Here is a 13,655-nt window from a genome sequence, read left to right as displayed (position 1 = left end):
GGAATAGGCCCATGTCGACTGCTGCTTATCGCTGGTTGCCGCGCACAGCGTCACTGCTGGTGTGCCTGTTGTTCTGGCAACTTGCTGCCAGCCACCACTGGAACCTGTGGCTGGTGACCTTTGCCAACGTACCCACCCCAGGCGCCGTGCTGGAGGCGGCGCTGGGGTTGGCGGACTCGGGCAAGCTGGCCCGGCATTTAAGCGCGAGCCTGACCCGGGTGTTCGAAGGTTACCTGGCGGCAGTGCTGGTGGGGGTTGGCTTGGGCATCGCTATCGGTCGTTCGAAATGGGCTGAAGATGTGCTGCTGCCACCCCTGGAAGTCATCCGACCGATTCCGGCGGTGGCGTGGATACCGTTGGCGATCCTGATGTTTCCATCGTCGGAGCTGTCGATGGTGTTCATCACCTTTACCGGTGCGCTGTTTCCGATCCTGCTCAATACCGTGCACGGCGTCGAGGGCGTCGATCCACGGTTGATTGCTTCGGCACGCAGCCTGGGGGCAGGGCGGGGCGCGATCCTGCGGGAAGTGGTGGTGCCGGGCGCCGCACCCAGCATCATCACCGGCCTGGCCATTGGCATGGGTACGTCGTGGTTCTGCCTGGTGACGGCGGAGATGATCTCCGGACAGTTCGGCATCGGCTATTACACCTGGGAGTCATACACCATCCAGAACTATGCCGACATTGTGGTTGGCATGCTGTTGATCGGCGTGCTGGGCATGGGCAGCAGTTGGCTGGTCAAGCGCCTGGGCGCCGTGTTCACCCCTTGGCACCGTTCGCGAGGTAAAGCCTGATGGAAGGTCGGATTGAAATCAGCGGTTTGTCCATTGTCCTGGGCGAACAGGCGCAGGCATTCGAGGCAGTCAAGGCACTGGATTGCAGGATCGAGCCGGGGCAATTCGTGTGCATTCTCGGCCCGTCGGGCTGCGGCAAATCGACCTTGCTTGGCGCGTTGGCCGGCCACCTGGTGCCGAGCCAGGGCACGTTGCAAATGGACGGGCAGCCAGTGGTCGGCCCGTCCCAGCAACGCGGCATGGTGTTCCAACAGCACACGTTGTTCCCGTGGCGCAGCGTGCGCGAGAACGTCGCGTTCGGTTTGAAGATGCGCGGCGTGGCCAAGGCTGAGCGGTTGGCCGCAGCCGACGAGATCCTGGCCCTGGTCGGGCTTGAAGGGTTTGCCGAGCGTTGGCCGAACCAGCTGTCGGGCGGCATGCAGCAGCGCGTGGAAATCGCCCGGGTGCTGGTCAATCGCCCACGCCTGTTGCTGATGGACGAGCCGTTCGGCGCGCTGGACGCGCTGACGCGCATGAAGATGCAGGCCTTGCTGCTGGATATCTGGACGCGCATTCGCACCACGGTGGTGTTCGTCACCCACGATATTGATGAGGCGCTGTTCCTGGCCGATCGCATCCTGGTAATGAGCCCGCGCCCGGGGCGCATTATCGAAGACTTCTCGCTGGACTTTGCGCGGCCGCGCCATACCGAACTGATGACCACCCCCGAATTCACTCACCTCAAGCGTCATTGCCTGGAACTGCTGCACCATGAAGATGGCCGCCAGTTGCCACGCCTGAACCCGCTCGGGTTGCCCACCGATCATTCAACACCGCGATTTGCCATATGACCTATAACCTGGAAATAGAAGCCCTGCGCCCGCGCCTGCAAGCCCCGGACGCCGGCATGCGCCGCATTGCCCTGATCGACTTGGCTGACCTTGAAGACCCCGACGGCCTTGAATGGCTGGTGGACAGCCTGCGCAACGATCCCTCTGTGGACGTGCGTGCCCAGGCCGCCACCTTGCTGGAAGCCTGGGAAGAAACCGAGGTGGTGCAGGCGTTGTGCGAGGCGCTCACAGATGCCGAACCGCCCGTGCGCGAGGCGGCCGCCCAGAGCCTGAGCGTATTGAAAACCGCCGAGGCGGGGGCATTGCTGTTGCCCTGGACCGAGCATGCCGATGTGAGCGTGCGCACCGCGATATTCCGCGCATTGCGCGAGCTGCGCCTGGCAGCGGCGGCGCCGGCGGCCTTGCTGGCATTGGCGGACGCCGACGCGGGTATCCGGCGTGAAGCGGTGGGCGTGCTGGGGTGGCTCAAGCACCTGCCTGCGCTTGAAGCCCTGGCGACCTTGGCCAGCAGCGATCCCGACACAGAGGTCCGCCGCGCTGCCACCGGCGCCCTGGGGTTGGCGAACGATGACCAGGTTCTACCGGCGCTGCACCAGGCGTTGCTGGACCCGGCCTGGCAAGTACGGGAGGAAGCCGCAACCACCTTGGGCAAAGTCGGCAGCCTCAATGCGGGGGATGCGCTGGTCGAAGCGCTGACGGACGAGTACTGGCAGGTTCGCTTGCGGGCGACGCGCAGCCTTGGCCGCCTGCGTTATCTCCCGGCGCTAGGGGCGTTGATCCAGACCCTGGGCCACAGCATCAGCAACCTGCGCAAGGAGGCCGCCCTGGCACTCGGCGAATTGGGCGATCGCCAGGCGTTGGCGGCGTTACGTGATGCAGCCGACGATGGCGACCCGGAAGTGCGCAAGGCCGTGCGGATAGCCTTGGCGCAGCTGCAATGACCGCCGCGCCGAACGCCATTGGCAAAGGCCGCGACGGCCGTCTGCGCCTGGAGTGGGCCGACGGTGCCCAATGGATCGAGCATGCACGCCTGCGCCGTGCATGCCCCTGCTCGCAGTGCCGGGCGTTTCGGCTACGGGGCAGCCCACCGATGGTGTCGGACGCGGTGAGGGTGGTGGAGGTCCACCCTCAGGGTTATGGCGTGCAACTGGTGTTCAGCGATGGCCACCAGCGCGGGATTTATCCGTGGGCGTACCTGGCGCAATTGGGCAGCGATCAGGAGGAGGGCGGGGCGCTCGCCAAGTGAGCCGGTAGACGGCGCAGCGTCCACAGCGTGGTGAGCATCGCCGCGACAGCGCACAGTGCGATGCCGATTAACATCGGCGCGGGTGTGTGATCGGCGAACACACCGACCAGCGTCATGGACACGGCGGCGGTGATCATCTGGATCGCTCCGAGCAAGGCCGAGGCAGAACCCGCCGCCGCGCCATGATCCTCCAACGACAACACGCCCGCTGCGGGCAGCAACAGCCCGAGAAAACCGAAGCCGATAAACAGCAGCGTCATGGTCAAGGCCAGGCTGTCGACCCACAGCGTGGTGGCCGCCAGCACGGTCATGACCGCCGCCACGGCTACCACCGACCAACGAATCAGCGGCGCGAGGCCAAAGCGCGCACTGAGGCGTGCAGTGAGTTGGCTCATGGCGAAAAACGAGGCGGCATTCAGCGCAAACCCCAGGCTGAATTGCGTTGGCGTCAGGCCGTAATGCTCGATGTACACGAACGGCGCACTGCCGATAAACACGAAGAAGGTCGCCAGGCCAAAACCGCATACCACTGACAACCCGATGAATACCGGGTCACGCAGCAACGCGCCGTAGCTGCTGAACGCGTTGCCCAGGGTCTTGCCCAGGCGGCGCTCGGCCGGATGGGTTTCGGGCAGTTGCACGATGGTCATCACCAGGCACGCCACGGCCACCACCGCCAACACGGCAAACACTTCACGCCAGCTCCACAACGAGATCACCAGGCTGCCGGCGAGCGGCGCCAGGATCGGTGAGACACTCATCACCAACATCAGCAAGGCCATGAGTTTCGCGGCTTCATGCCCGGTGTAGAGGTCCCGCACGATGGCGCGCGGAATCACCATGCCCGCGCACGCGCCAAACGCCTGCAGGGCACGAAAGGCGATCAGGGTTTCGATGGTCGGCGCCAGGGCGCAGCCAACACTGGCCAGCGCAAAAATCACCAAGCCGGCGTAGATCGGCGGCTTGCGCCCGAACACATCACTGATCGGCCCGTAGAACAGCTGGCACACGCCAACGATGACGAAGAACACCGTGAGGCTCATCTGCACCAGTGCCGGCGAGGCGTGCAGGCTCGCGCCCAGGGTCGGCAAGGCGGGCAGATAGATATCGATGGCAAAGGGGCCGACGGCGGTGATCAAGCCCAGGAGGAGGGCGAGGTGGGCGATGCTTCGAGACATGGAATTTCCGGCGCCATCAAGGGATCGGCCAGCTTAGTGAGCCGACCGTGGGTATACAAGGTGACGATTACACAGTTGTTACATTTTCGTTCGGCGTAGCCTTGGCAACCGTTTCCCTTGCGTGCCCGCGCAAGGGAAACGCGCAGATCCCCTGACTTGGGCTTCACTAATAGCCAACTGTTGCCGATAACGGTAATAGACGCTCAAGCGGTTGGGTTCCCAGCCGCCTGTCCAGGCCATGGGGATACCTGCATGACGATCAAATTGCGCTTGATGTTGTTGATTGCGACCGGATTGCTGACCGCCTTGATCATGAGCCTGGCCGGCTACCTGGGAAACACCCGGATGGGCACTGCGGTGTATGGCAGCGAACTCAGCATGACCGTGCTGCGTAACCATATGGAAGCCGACATGATGCACGACGCCCTGCGCGCGGACGTGCTGTCGGCGATGCTGGTGGGCTTGGGCAAGAGCACCAGCAGCAAAGCGGAGGTCAACAGCTCGTTGCAGGAACACGCCGAGCATTTTCGCCAGGTGCTCGCGGACAATCTCAAGTTGCCGCTGGACGATGCGCTCAAGGCCAGCCTGGAAAAAATCCGCCCCAGTCTGGATAACTACATCGCCACCGGCGAGCGCATCGTCGCCCTGGCACTCGACAATCCCGACGCCGCCCGCGGTGAACTGGGGACGTTCAACGCGGCGTTCAGCCAGCTTGAAGACCAAATGGCGTCGCTCAGTGAGCAGATCGAGAACAACACCCAGCAGGCCAGTGCCGGCACTCGGCAGAGCATCAGCAATGCCAACCTCACCTTGGGCGTGGTGCTGATCGCCAGTCTGCTATTACTGTTGGCACAGGGGCGGTGGGTCATGCTCAGCATCATGGGGCCGCTGCACACGGCCAGCCGCATTGCCGAGAGTATCGCCCATGGCAACTTGAGCGAAACCATTGTCGAACCCCGCCGCAAGGATGAAGCCAGCGCGTTGATTCGCAGCCTCGCCACCATGCAACGCGACCTGCGCGGCATGATCGAAGTGGTGCGCAGCAACGCCCACGGCGTTAACGGCATGAGCGAACAACTGAGCCACGGCTGCCATGAAGTCGCCGGCAGCAGCCAGCAACAAAGCGCCGCAGCCAGTACCATGGCCGCTGCCGCGAGTGAAATGACCGCCAGCATCGAGGAAATCACTCGGCATGCCGGGCGCGCCTCAGAGATGGCCAACCAGGCACAAATCCTGGCCAAGGACGGCGGCCGGGTGATTCATCAAGTGGTCAGCGACATGGATGGCATCGCCCGTTCCGCGCAGCAATCGGCCCAGGTGATCCGTACGCTGGACAAAGAGTCTGAGGCAATTTTCAGCATTATCCAGGTGATCAAAGGGATTGCCGACCAGACCAACCTGCTGGCCTTGAACGCCGCCATCGAGGCCGCCCGCGCTGGCGAGCAGGGGCGCGGTTTTGCGGTAGTCGCCGATGAAGTGCGCAGCCTTGCCGGGCGCACCAGTGCTTCGACCCAGGAGATTGCCAGCATGGTGGGGCGCATCCAGCAAAGCACGCGGGAAGCGGTCACCAGCATGGAGGAGGGCGTAGCACAGGTCGATAAGGGCATGGCGGTGACCGCCGAGGTGGAGCGAGCAATTCGCGAGATTCTCCAAGCCACGTTGAATACCACCGAGATGGTCAACGATATCTCCCGCACCATCGGGGAGCAGAGCCTGGCCAGCAATGAAATTGCTCACCAGGTGGAGATGATTGCGGGGATGTCGGAGAGTAATAGCCGGGTCATTGGCCAGACAGCGTCGACAACAGACGAGTTGTCCAGCCTGGCAGGCCAGCTGTCACGGTCCGTCGATCGCTTTAGGCTGTAACCTATTGATTTAACTCAACTAAATAGTCATTTAGTTGAGTTGGCAATCAGGGCAGGGGGCTCAGGACTGGGAGAGGGCAGACGTACGTCGTTCGGCGATACGCTCAACCGTTTGCATATGCTGCGTGCCCCACTGGCACAACGCGCCCAGCGCCGTGGCAAGGGACTGCCCGAAGGGTGTCAGGGAGTACTCGACCTTCGGCGGTATCTCGTGGAAGTCCACACGGGCAATGATCTCGTCGCGCTCCAACTCTTTGAGCTGCTGGATCAGCACCTTATCGGTCACACCGCCAATTGCGCGTCTTAATTCACCATATCGATGAACATTCTGGGCCAGGTTGAACAGCACCAGGGGCTTCCATTTGCCGCCAATCACCGCCAGGGCAGCTTCCAGACCACAGTTGAATGAGTTATTGGCCATGATGGCTTGGCTCCAATGGGGGTACTTACTTAAAGGTGCATACTATTCAAAAGAATAGCGCAGATCTAGAGTTAGGCCTCAACCTAATTCATTGGAGTTCAGTATGAGCAGGCTCAACGGGAAAATCGCAGTGGTGACCGGTGGCAACAGCGGCATCGGCTTGGCAACCGCCATTCGCTTTGCAGCAGAAGGCGCGCAGGTGGTCATCGTAGGGCGTCGCCAGGAAGAACTGGATAAGGCGCTGCAACTGATCGGCCCTGAAGCCATCGCCATCCAGGGCGACATTTCAAACCTGGACGACCTGGAGCGCATCTTTACCCAGGTCAAGGCCGCCAAGGGCCGGGTTGACGTATTGTTCGCCAACGCAGGCCTGGGAGATTTCCAGCCGATCGGATCGATCACAGAGGAATCGTTCGACCGTACCTTTGGTATCAACGTCAAAGGCACATTGTTCACCGTACAAAAAGCGTTGCCCCTGATGAGCGCTGGCAGCTCAGTGATCCTCACCGGTTCGACCACCGGCACAATGGGCACACCGGCATTCAGCGTGTACAGCGCTACCAAGGCCGCGCTACGAAATTTCGCCAGGAGCTGGGCGCTGGACCTGAAAGGCACCGGCGTTCGCGTCAACGTACTTTCACCAGGCCCGATCTCGACACCGGGTCTGGACTTGGCGTTGTCGGGTACGGGCCAGAAGGACGCAATCATCGACGACATGACGGCGCAGGTTCCTCTGGGTCGTATCGGCAAACCTGAAGAAGTTGCCGCAGCCGCGTTGTTCCTGGCATCGGATGAGAGCAGCTTCATGACCGGCAGTGAAATGTTTGTCGACGGAGGCTTTGCTCAGGTTTGAGCCAGACAGGGGTTTTGCCTGTTGAAATCTGACGGGCACTGCCCCTGATTGCGCGTAGCGAACCCTTTAGCACTTCTCGTTTTATCCTTTACGCTAGTGCGGGTACAGTCGCGACACTTCACATTGGGCTTCATAAAGGGACGATCTATATGCTGGGACGGCTTAAATCAGGTCTGTGGGTGGCATGTTTCATGACCAGTGCTACAGCGCTGGCAGATGAACTACCGCGTAGCGAGCAGTTAAAAGCATTCCGCGCTGCTGGATTTAACCAAGAGACGTCGGAGTGCGAAATCGAGACAACTGCTAGCTATACGCCGGCAACCATGGAGCTGGTTAAGGACCTGAACGGTGACGGCCGGCCGGATGCGTTGATTACCGAAGGCAGCACTGACTGCTATGGGCAAGCGGGCACTGGATTTTATCTAGTCAGCCAGCAGTCTGACGGTCATTGGAAACTCATGCTCGAAGAAAACGGTGTCGCTCAGTTTCTCGCCAGCAAAGGCAATGATGGTTGGCCTGATATCGAGGTCGGCGGCCCAGGCTTTTGTTTTCCAGTAATACGTTACGACGGGCAACGTTATCGATTTCACCACAGTGTTGGTGAACGGTGCGCTGACTAGTCGTAAATGTCCGACTGCCCAGAGGTCGAACGAAGACAGATCAACGAGGGCGACGGTGGCTGCTTTTGAATCTGCGGGTGGTGGTTGCAGGCCGCTTAGTGAAATGTGTCGTACAGAGCTGCTAACGGACAGTTCGGATGGTTCGCATAATGTATATTATGTTAAACCAGGTGCTATGTCAGATATGTTCATAAGCCACGTAAGGGTACCCGGAAGTGAAGATCGAAATTTCAGAGAAGTAAAAATCTAAATTGCGGAATTGTTCCTGCATTTGGATATTTCCTTCCATCTTAGTGCTACTCGAACGTCCTGAGATTCAGATGGGCGAGCTACCGGCCTGCTCAATCTGAGTCAACCCGACCTTCAGCTTTGATTCGACGAATTGGCTTTAGCACTATCGATCCGTCGACCAACTCGATGCTTAAGAAATCACCCAAACCGACGTCCATTGCCGCTAGTATATTCGGTGGGAGATCTATGACGATGTCCCCGCTGCTATCACCTGGATCCCGGCATATCAAAGTAGTTGGCAATGCATCACTCATTGGGTGCTAGCTCCGTTCTCGACCGAAATATTTTAGACGATATCGTACACCTACATGTGCGAAGGAGTGCTTGCTCTACCTACTGCTGCTAGACCACCGCCACGTCAGTCGCTCGAAGCTGGTCAGCTGAGGATCAATGGCTGCCCTCCTCCTTATGCCCGATTTCCGCCTTTGAGGATTGTCGGAAATTGCTGAGGATGCTTTGAGAGCTGGGCTTTACGGTCCGGCGTCCTAGTCTCAGTTTGGCTCCATCCTACGGCTGAATCGTCCGCGCTTTAACCATGGACCCCGTCGCCATGCTGTTTGATGAGCCTACCTCGGCTCCGGACCCGGAAATGGTCGGTGAAGTTTTGGACGTGATGGTCAAACTCGCTAATGACGGCATGACGATGGTGTGCGTGACCCATGAGATGGGTTTCGCTAGAAAGGTGAGTGATCGGGTGATCTTCTTGGACGAAGGGCGAATCATCGAAGACTGCTCAACGGAGTCCTTTTTGGTGACGTCGAAAATCGATCTCCCAGAGCTCGGAAGTTTTTCGCTCAAGTCCTCAGTCACTAAAAACATATCATTTTGGAAGGACAAGGATGGCTATTCAGAGCAACGTTCGCTGTCGGACAAGGGGAGCTGATCAGAAGCTTCAGAAAAAGAGGTGGAACTCATTAAAATAACCGGGCGGTATAGTTGAACACCGCATCAGATATATTAGGCGTTGATACAACTGTAAGTGACTATGACCTAGCCAACTTTCCAGCTAGGCTAGTCTGCCAAATCTTGTCAATCACCGCTAACATACGGATCTGCCTCCATCGAAGTATACGGCGTCGACGTTGAGCCCGAACTGGCCCAGCCTGAAGGGTCGAGCCAATGAAAGCACATCTGACCCTGAGCGCTGCGGAGTTAGCTATGCTTCCGCCGACCGGTCGCAAGCGCAGATCGACGACAGTAACAAGCAGCACGTAGCCATTAACGTATCGCTGACTCAGATCCTGGCTGTTAAGGCTGAGTCGCTGGCCTGTAGAGGGTGTAGGCCAAGATCCAAATGGAAAGCCACAACCAGCAGGTCCATAGCAATGACCTACAGATAGAGCAGCCTAATGATAACGCTCGGCTTGCGCGCCCAAAGGCTCGCTGGCGGGTGCCAACTAGGGCGACAAGTCACGCTGATCGACACCAGGTCCACGAACCACAGAAAAGTCTAAAGTATTTCAATTATTGCGCTGGAGCCCCTCATGGCGGATGCAAAGATCACCAACCCCCATCACGGGATATTGTTGCAGGATCGTATTGTTCCCTTCCCTATTTCGATCAGCCCCCAGGCAAAGGCCAAATTACAAAATTTGGTTACTGCACAGGGCACGCCAGTTAATGCCCTCTACCAACTGCCAGCGGCGGATGATACCGCCGCATGGCAAACACTTCAGGAGTATGTGAATAGTCAATACGAGTTAGCCGTGAAAGGCTCAACTGAGCAACTACACGCAGATGTCCAGACTTTGATAATCGGGAACGCCGAAATTCACGTCGCAACCCCTAAAGGCGAGATTCGCCCGAAGCATGCCTGTATCGATCTGCACGGCGGTGCCCTCCTCTTCGGCAGCGGCGAAGCATGCCGCGTGAGCGCGCAGCAGCAAGCGGACCGATACGGCATCTCCTGCTATGGCGTTGATTATAGGTTGCCGCCCAGACATCCCTATCCTGCCGCACTGGATGATTGCCTCGAGGCGTATCGGTATGTGCTGAGCCAGCATTCGCCAAATGAAATTGTCCTCATCGGGCGTTCTGCTGGCGGCAATCTCGCTTTGGCGATGCTGCTACGCGGGCGCGATGAGGGCCTGCCTATGCCCGCAGGGCTAGTACTGCTATCGCCAGAAGTCGATCTGACTGAATCTGGGGATAGCTTTCATACCAACCGCTATATTGATGTGGTGCTTCCTCTACCGCTTATGCAGATTAATCAGCTCTACGCTGCGGGGGCTGACCTAGCCGATCCTTATCTCTCGCCTCTGTTTGGCAACTTTGAAGGACTACCGCCAACTTTCCTGCAAACTGGTACTCGTGATCTTTTCCTATCTAACGCAGCGCGCCTACATCGTGGATTGCGCCGGGCAGGGGTACCGGTAGAGTTCTATCTTGGAGAAGGCATGCCGCATGGCGGATTTATGGGGGGCACGGCAGAGGACGAAGAACTCCTACAAGAAGTCCAAGTATTCATCACAGCATGTTGTTTAAACCGAAGCTAACCGAGCCGATATTGGTTTGACGCTGATTAAAGGTTGGTAAGCGACCGTTGTTACGCTAAGCCTAACCATCAAGGGCGGCTATTTTGATCCGATCCGGGCGTGCACCAAGTTCGGGGAACACCGCCTGCAGACCGCTCACTGGCGCTAGCGTTTGTAAATCGCATCAAGCTGATCACGAGCTACCCGGCGCGGATTGACCTAACCCGTCGCCTATCGCTGCGATGGTGTGGTAATCGAGTGGCCACTATCACCAAACCGCGGTTTGTCGCTGAGCCAGTCGAAGTATTCCTAATTAAACTGAAACAGTGAGGGAAAAATCCGCTCGGTTGCACCTCGAACCCTGGTCTCAAAATCAGAATAGGGTCTGTCGTAAAAGGTTGCAATCCGTGCATTGAAACGAATTGGAAAATCTAGGCCGTTCTACCGTTTTCTTGAGATTTGCTGTAGCGCATTATCCAATCATAAAAGCCATGCGTTGACACGTCGAGACGAGCCCCTATATCAGCGACACATAGTTTCTTTTAGGTCAAATGCGACAGCACCATGATTCAATTAATCATGAAACGCTAAGCACGCACTCAGTGACGAATTTAAATTTTAAACTGCCTCATAAGATCCTCTAGAGCTTTGCTAAGTTGGGTAAGTTTGTGGGCGGTCTGAGTTCCAGTGCGTGCTTCTTGAGCGACGCGCCCTCCGCTTTCCGCAATTTTCTGTACGCTGCGATTTATGTCCTCAACTACGGACTGCTGTTTTTTTGCAGTACTGGTGATTTGCGCGGTCAGGGAGCTCACCGCGGTTATTAAATTTGCAATAGAGTCTAACGAAGTGTCGATATTATTGGCGTATTCGCCTGCAAGATCACCAGCACCACTTGATTTACGCATAGCAATAACAGCTTCTTGTGTGCCGGCTTGCAACCGACCAATTAGTTCACCTATTTCGTTCGCGCTTAGCTGGGTACGATCAGATAAAGCGCGAACCTCTTCGGCGACCACTGCAAAGCCGCGACCAGCCTCTCCCGCGCGAGCGGCTTCAATTGCAGCATTAAGCGCAAGTAGGTTTGTTCTTTTAGCGAGAAAATCTATTACGACTAATGCCTTAACTATACTATTAACATCCTGCTGGAGAACGTCCAGCTTTGTACTACTTGAGCGAATATCTCCTACCAGAGAAATGATTTGGCTAAGGCTTGCACTAACCACAATTTTTGCCGACACTCCTAACTCGTTAGCGTCATATGCAGCGTCAGCAGAGCTTTCCGCACTGCCTGCAACTTCATTTGCAGCTATAGACATCTCGTTCATAGCTAAGGCAACTAAATCGGTTTCACTCTGTTGCTGTGCCATAGACTTCTCAGACCCAGCAGCTTGTGTTGTAATCTCAGATGCAAGGCACGAAAGTGAAACCGTCATTTCAACAGTTTGTCTGACAAGGCCGTGAATTTTTTCTACGAAACTATTGAAAGAGTGAGCTAGTTCACCCAGTTCATCGCGACTATGCACCCTCAGACGCTGAGTCAGGTCTCCTTCACCTGCTGCTATGTCATCAAAATTCTCCTTAATTTTTTGCAACGGACGAAGAAAGTTGCCGACCAAAATAGTACTAATGGCGCTAAATAGCAGAACTGAAATAATAGAAATTATAGCGATGCCTAAAATTGCGTAATCAATTCGAGCTTCTATTTCGCGGCGAATTGTAGACACCTCTCTATCAACGTCGTCAAGATTGATCGCAGTACCTAGAGCCAGATCCCATTTTGAAAGGTAAGTGCTAAATGCGAGCTTTGGTATCAATATTTTGTCATCGCCTGGAACAGGCGCAGAATAAAATATGTAGTTACTACCGTCTTTAGCCGCTCGTACCAACTCACGGTTCACATAGATTCCGTGAGTATCTTTCTCATCACGAAAATTTTTTCCGACAACAGCTGTGCTATTACTACGAAATAGAGTATTATATTAGAGTCTTGGCCAAAAAAATAACTACCATTACCATATTTGATATTTGACAGGATCTCAATAGCCTTGGCTCTGCTGTCAAAATCACCATCAATGGAATTTTCGTAGATATTTCTAATTGCACCAGTGGCTATCGCCATATAGTTTCTTAACTCTTTCCGCTTATCCTCTAACATTCGCTCTCGAGTTGCACTCACCTCTTCATCACCCAGTACATGTAAGCTTTTAATTATTACGCCTCCGGCCATCACTGCAAACGCTAATAAAGGCAACGTCACCAATAATATTACTTTAAATTTTAGAGTCATTGATATTTCTCGCCGAAATCTACGGACTTGATATCGTTAGAGCCTCAGCCCGCTAACATCAGCCGCTGATAGCTTTCTTGTGATTGAAAAAAACATGAGCCCGTAGTTAAAGGCTGGCTTCTAGACCTACGGAACCCTTAAGTTCTTGTAACGGGGACAAGAGGCCAATTGGATCATTGCAACAACTACGTTATAGCATATCATTTATATTTAAGCCTCTCATCTCAAATTCAGCCACGGATCGGGCAAGTGATTTACCCTCCATACCTGGATTAGTTATGGGTATCCCAACAGTCATGACTAACTTTCTGATTGCAGATTCAATCCGGCGCTATTACTTACTCACTAATCAATCATAAAAACACGCTACAACTGTGCTATTGAATACAGCAACAAAGTCGACCATAAGAAAAGCTAGTGGCGATGCTTTTCAATCTCGAAATCCCCCGTTTGATGAAACATCAACACGCAGATGCACTAGGCAAAGGAGTCAGCATGGCGATTGATAAGATAGAGCTAACCTATCCTGTCTTTAACACTCCTAAAGCTTAGATTGCCCAGCATCACTCGCATGTTTCGCGAGGATAGCGTCAAAAATAACGGCGTATTTGTGGTTGTATATGGCGCGTGCTGTAGCCGATCCGGTATCGACCTCCTCCTCAACTGCCCTCTTCTCCTCAAGGACTCGTGTCAGCGTATCATTATTATTACGATTTACTCGCGTATGAAGTTCTATCACTGCCATCTCCTCGACTACTTACAGTTGTCATTAATCGCTACCTACTAAAGATAATAG

At 55.8% G+C, this 13,655-nt stretch carries 11 protein-coding genes and 3 pseudogenes; 10 read left to right on the top strand and 4 right to left on the bottom strand.

From position 1 onward, the window contains the following. The first annotated feature begins 11 nt into the window (after nucleotides 1-11). The 4 genes from KUA23_RS15330 to KUA23_RS15315 are packed head-to-tail and all read left to right on the top strand — an operon-like array spanning nucleotide 12 to nucleotide 2,870. Nucleotides 12-794 carry an ABC transporter permease gene (locus tag KUA23_RS15330; protein ID WP_078048477.1) on the top strand — a complete coding sequence of 261 codons (783 nt, stop codon included), beginning with the start codon at nucleotides 12-14 and terminating at the stop codon, nucleotides 792-794. Then, on the top strand, nucleotides 794-1,624 hold the full coding sequence (locus KUA23_RS15325) for an ABC transporter ATP-binding protein (RefSeq protein WP_078048476.1): 831 nt from the start codon (nucleotides 794-796) through the stop codon (nucleotides 1,622-1,624). Before KUA23_RS15330 ends, KUA23_RS15325 begins: the two co-directional genes overlap by 1 nt. Next, nucleotides 1,621-2,565: a HEAT repeat domain-containing protein gene (locus KUA23_RS15320; protein WP_252992330.1), complete on the top strand. Its 945-nt coding sequence runs from the start codon at nucleotides 1,621-1,623 to the stop codon at nucleotides 2,563-2,565. The genes KUA23_RS15325 and KUA23_RS15320 overlap by 4 nt, the downstream gene beginning before the upstream one ends. Continuing rightward, on the top strand, nucleotides 2,562-2,870 hold the full coding sequence (locus tag KUA23_RS15315) for a DUF971 domain-containing protein (RefSeq protein WP_078048474.1): 309 nt from the start codon (nucleotides 2,562-2,564) through the stop codon (nucleotides 2,868-2,870). The genes KUA23_RS15320 and KUA23_RS15315 overlap by 4 nt, the downstream gene beginning before the upstream one ends. Here KUA23_RS15315 and KUA23_RS15310 read toward each other — a convergent pair. Further along, a complete protein-coding gene (locus tag KUA23_RS15310; RefSeq protein WP_252992329.1) occupies nucleotides 2,840-4,048 on the bottom strand; it encodes a multidrug effflux MFS transporter in 1,209 nt (402 codons plus the stop codon). The genes KUA23_RS15315 and KUA23_RS15310 overlap by 31 nt on opposite strands. A gap of 252 nt (nucleotides 4,049-4,300) precedes the next feature. Between KUA23_RS15310 and KUA23_RS30385 the strand changes: the two are divergent. Both KUA23_RS30385 and KUA23_RS30380 read left to right on the top strand, forming a co-directional pair. Further along, a pseudogene (locus tag KUA23_RS30385) lies at nucleotides 4,301-5,056 on the top strand (MCP four helix bundle domain-containing protein); the annotation flags it as partial. Beyond that, on the top strand, nucleotides 5,051-5,914 hold the full coding sequence (locus KUA23_RS30380) for a methyl-accepting chemotaxis protein (RefSeq protein ID WP_428847462.1): 864 nt from the start codon (nucleotides 5,051-5,053) through the stop codon (nucleotides 5,912-5,914). The pseudogene KUA23_RS30385 and the gene KUA23_RS30380, both read left to right, overlap by 6 nt. 60 nt (nucleotides 5,915-5,974) lie before the next feature. Here the strand turns inward: KUA23_RS30380 and KUA23_RS15300 are convergent, their stop codons facing one another. Further along, a complete protein-coding gene (locus tag KUA23_RS15300; RefSeq protein ID WP_078048471.1) occupies nucleotides 5,975-6,334 on the bottom strand; it encodes a winged helix-turn-helix transcriptional regulator in 360 nt (119 codons plus the stop codon). Nucleotides 6,335-6,437: 103 nt separating this feature from the next. Here KUA23_RS15300 and KUA23_RS15295 point away from each other — a divergent pair, with 103 nt between their 5' ends. The 4 genes and pseudogenes from KUA23_RS15295 (at nucleotide 6,438) to KUA23_RS15280 (ending at nucleotide 10,593) form a co-directional block, all read left to right on the top strand. Continuing rightward, the gene (locus KUA23_RS15295) at nucleotides 6,438-7,187 is read left to right on the top strand and encodes an SDR family NAD(P)-dependent oxidoreductase (RefSeq protein ID WP_100490641.1); all 750 of its coding nucleotides are present in this window, start codon (nucleotides 6,438-6,440) and stop codon (nucleotides 7,185-7,187) included. Between the two features lie 191 nt (nucleotides 7,188-7,378). After that, nucleotides 7,379-7,807 (top strand): hypothetical protein, encoded by a 429-nt coding sequence (locus KUA23_RS15290; protein WP_252992327.1) that lies wholly within the window; start codon nucleotides 7,379-7,381, stop codon nucleotides 7,805-7,807. Between the two features lie 808 nt (nucleotides 7,808-8,615). After that, a pseudogene (locus tag KUA23_RS15285) lies at nucleotides 8,616-8,911 on the top strand (ATP-binding cassette domain-containing protein); the annotation flags it as partial. 671 nt (nucleotides 8,912-9,582) lie between these two features. Continuing rightward, nucleotides 9,583-10,593 carry an alpha/beta hydrolase gene (locus tag KUA23_RS15280; protein ID WP_099492055.1) on the top strand — a complete coding sequence of 337 codons (1,011 nt, stop codon included), beginning with the start codon at nucleotides 9,583-9,585 and terminating at the stop codon, nucleotides 10,591-10,593. Nucleotides 10,594-11,183: 590 nt separating this feature from the next. On the opposite strand, the pseudogene KUA23_RS15275 reads toward KUA23_RS15280, so the two are convergent. Together KUA23_RS15275 and KUA23_RS30375 are read right to left on the bottom strand one after the other, a co-directional pair. After that, nucleotides 11,184-12,485, bottom strand: a pseudogene (locus tag KUA23_RS15275) (methyl-accepting chemotaxis protein); the annotation flags it as partial. Continuing rightward, nucleotides 12,467-12,859: a hypothetical protein gene (locus KUA23_RS30375; RefSeq protein WP_428847315.1), complete on the bottom strand. Its 393-nt coding sequence runs from the start codon at nucleotides 12,857-12,859 to the stop codon at nucleotides 12,467-12,469. The gene KUA23_RS30375 and the pseudogene KUA23_RS15275, both read right to left, overlap by 19 nt. Between the last annotated feature and the right edge of the window lie 796 nt (nucleotides 12,860-13,655).

The sequence above is a fragment of the Pseudomonas pergaminensis genome, assembly GCF_024112395.2.
Classification (GTDB): domain Bacteria; phylum Pseudomonadota; class Gammaproteobacteria; order Pseudomonadales; family Pseudomonadaceae; genus Aquipseudomonas; species Aquipseudomonas pergaminensis.
This window is presented reverse-complemented; position numbering and strand designations above follow the sequence as displayed.

What these genes read in the sequence shown, in the direction of transcription:
- KUA23_RS15330 (WP_078048477.1), top strand. Translation starts at nt 12, where the DNA reads ATGTCGACTGCTGCTTATCGCTGGTTGCCGCGCACAGCGTCACTGCTG.
- KUA23_RS15325 (WP_078048476.1), top strand. Translation starts at nt 794, where the DNA reads ATGGAAGGTCGGATTGAAATCAGCGGTTTGTCCATTGTCCTGGGCGAA.
- KUA23_RS15320 (WP_252992330.1), top strand. Translation starts at nt 1,621, where the DNA reads ATGACCTATAACCTGGAAATAGAAGCCCTGCGCCCGCGCCTGCAAGCC.
- KUA23_RS15315 (WP_078048474.1), top strand. Translation starts at nt 2,562, where the DNA reads ATGACCGCCGCGCCGAACGCCATTGGCAAAGGCCGCGACGGCCGTCTG.
- KUA23_RS15310 (WP_252992329.1), bottom strand. Translation starts at nt 4,048, where the DNA reads ATGTCTCGAAGCATCGCCCACCTCGCCCTCCTCCTGGGCTTGATCACC.
- KUA23_RS30380 (WP_428847462.1), top strand. Translation starts at nt 5,051, where the DNA reads ATGCAACGCGACCTGCGCGGCATGATCGAAGTGGTGCGCAGCAACGCC.
- KUA23_RS15300 (WP_078048471.1), bottom strand. Translation starts at nt 6,334, where the DNA reads ATGGCCAATAACTCATTCAACTGTGGTCTGGAAGCTGCCCTGGCGGTG.
- KUA23_RS15295 (WP_100490641.1), top strand. Translation starts at nt 6,438, where the DNA reads ATGAGCAGGCTCAACGGGAAAATCGCAGTGGTGACCGGTGGCAACAGC.
- KUA23_RS15290 (WP_252992327.1), top strand. Translation starts at nt 7,379, where the DNA reads ATGACCAGTGCTACAGCGCTGGCAGATGAACTACCGCGTAGCGAGCAG.
- KUA23_RS15280 (WP_099492055.1), top strand. Translation starts at nt 9,583, where the DNA reads ATGGCGGATGCAAAGATCACCAACCCCCATCACGGGATATTGTTGCAG.
- KUA23_RS30375 (WP_428847315.1), bottom strand. Translation starts at nt 12,859, where the DNA reads ATGACTCTAAAATTTAAAGTAATATTATTGGTGACGTTGCCTTTATTA.